The organism is Methylopila musalis, from assembly GCF_042679725.1.
Lineage (GTDB): Bacteria > Pseudomonadota > Alphaproteobacteria > Rhizobiales > Methylopilaceae > Methylopila > Methylopila musalis.
The window spans coordinates 1-2,222 of record NZ_JBHTMX010000307.1; the positions used below are offsets into that span (position 1 = coordinate 1).

The following is a 2,222-nucleotide window of genomic DNA, read 5'->3' on the forward strand; positions in this document are numbered from 1 at the left end:
GGCCGTCTCGGCGCCGCCATGACAGGCGTCGTCGCCCGCGCCGCCGCCCAGAAACAGGACCGCGCCGCCGCCGATCGCCAGCGCGACCGCCGCCGCCCCGCCGATCAGGATCAGCTTCTTCTTTTTGGCCTTCGCCGCGGCCTGGGCGCCGTCGCCGTCCGTGTTCGCCATGAGCCCTTGCGTCCCGCCACATCCGTCCGGTCGTCCGGCGCGTGGTTAACGGATAGGTCGGAAAGGTTAACGCCCCATTAACCCGGCAAATCCTGCCGGGCATTTTGCGCCGCCTGCGCGGAACGCTCCAGCGCTCGCCCGCCGCCGGATCAGGCGAGACGGCTCAATTTTCAACGATCCTCCACTTGGCACGCCGGCTGCGAGACGGGGTTCAAGCGGATCGGGCGGTCGTCGGGGAGGACGCATCGCCCACAAAGGTCCGACGGAACGGAACCCTGGACTTGAGGAGCGTTTGGTGGAGAACGCGGCTCTGGTCGGGCTGTCGCGGCAGATCGCTCTGCGGCGCGAGCTCGACGTCATCGCGAACAATGTCGCGAACATGAACACCTCCGGCTTCAAGGCCGACGAGATGGTGTTCAACGAGTATCTGATGCCGACCGCGCGGGCGGACACGTTTCCGCGGCCGGACCGCCGTCTCTCCTTCGTGGAGGACCGCGCGACCTGGCACGACTTTTCGGAAGGGTCCGTGCAGACCACCGGCGGCGAGACCGACCTCGCGCTGTCCGGCGACGGCTTCTTCGTGGTCGAGACCCCGGGCGGCGAACGCTACACCCGCAACGGCGCGTTCCAGGTGAACGCCGCCGGCGAGCTGGTGACGAGCGAGGGCCGTCGCGTGCTCTCCACCGCGGGGCCGATCCAGTTCGCGCCCACAGAGACCGGCCTCACCATCGGCAAGGACGGCACCATCGCCACCAGCGAGGGCGTGCGCGGCCGCGTCCGCGTCGCCCGCTTCGCCGACATGGCCACGCTGGAGAAGGACGGGACCAGCCTGTTCCGCGCCTCCTCGACGCCGGTCGAGGCCGGCCCCGCGACCCGCGTGCTTCAGGGCGCGGTCGAGAAGTCCAACGTGAAGCCGGTGCTGGAGATGAGCCGCCTCGTGGAGGTCAGCCGCTCCTACTCCAGCATCGCCTCGCTGCTCGACAAGCAGGACGAGCTTCGGCGCTCGGCCATCGAGCGCCTCGCCGACGTGCCGGCCTGACGCGCCGCAAGCTCTTGGGGATTTAGGACCGATGCGCGCTCTCTACACCGCCTCTTCCGGCATGGCCGCCCAGGAGGCCAATGTCGAGCTGATCTCGAACAACATCGCCAACCTGCGCACCACCGGCTTCAAGCGCCAGCGGGCGGAGTTCCAGGACCTGCTGTACCAGTCCATGCGGCGGGTGGGCTCCACCACCTCCGAGGCCGGCACCCTGCTGCCGACCGGCGTGGACATCGGCTCCGGCGTCAAGCTGGTGGCGACGCCCCGGGTCATGAGCCAGGGCACGGTCGCCCCGACCGAGAAGACCTACGATCTCGCCATCCGCGGCGAGGGCTTCTTCCAGATCGATCTGCCGGACGGCCGCACCGCCTACAGCCGCGACGGCTCGTTCGAGCTCGACGCCACCGGCCAGCTCGTCACCGCCGACGGCTACGTGGTCCAGCCGGGCATCACCGTGCCGGACAACGCGCTGTCGGTGACCATCAACTCCACCGGCCAGGTGGAGGCGACGCTGCAGGGCCAGACCGCGCCGCAGGTGCTGGGCCAGCTCCAGCTCGCCCGCTTCGTCAACAAGTCCGGCCTCGAGGCCATGGGCGACAACCTGTTCCTGGAGACCGCCGCCAGCGGAACCCCGCTGGTGGACAATCCGGGCGCCGAAGGCTTCGGCACCACCCTTCAGGCCTATCTGGAGCAGTCCAACGTCAACGCGGTCACCGAGATCTCGGACCTGATCTCGGCCCAGCGCGCCTATGAGATGAACTCCAAGGTGATCTCGGCCGCCGACCAGATGCTCCAGTCCACCGCCGGCATGCTGCGGTGAGCGCCGTGATCCGCCTCGCCACCGCCGGCCTCGCCGCCCTGCTCGCCACCGGCGCCGCCTTCGCCGGCCCAAGCCTGCGGCCCGACGCGCTGGTGTCGTCGGACCTCGTCACCGTCGGCGACCTGATCGACGGCGCCTATCCGGCGCTCGACGACGTCGCGCTGTTCCGCGCACCTGATCTCGGCCTCACCG

General features: G+C 69.7%; 2 protein-coding genes and 1 pseudogene. All 3 read left to right on the top strand.

Features of this window, described 5'->3' with window-relative positions:
• The first annotated feature begins 466 nt into the window (after window positions 1-466).
• Window positions 467-1,210, top strand: coding sequence for a flagellar basal-body rod protein FlgF (gene flgF, locus ACFQ4O_RS17040; RefSeq protein WP_378777503.1), 744 nt, complete (start codon window positions 467-469; stop codon window positions 1,208-1,210).
• 31 nt (window positions 1,211-1,241) lie between these two features.
• Complete coding sequence (flgG, locus tag ACFQ4O_RS17045) at window positions 1,242-2,030, top strand: flagellar basal-body rod protein FlgG (protein ID WP_378777505.1); 789 nt, start codon at window positions 1,242-1,244, stop codon at window positions 2,028-2,030.
• Window positions 2,027-2,222, top strand: a pseudogene (locus ACFQ4O_RS17050) (flagellar basal body P-ring formation chaperone FlgA); the annotation flags it as partial. The gene flgG and the pseudogene ACFQ4O_RS17050, both read left to right, overlap by 4 nt.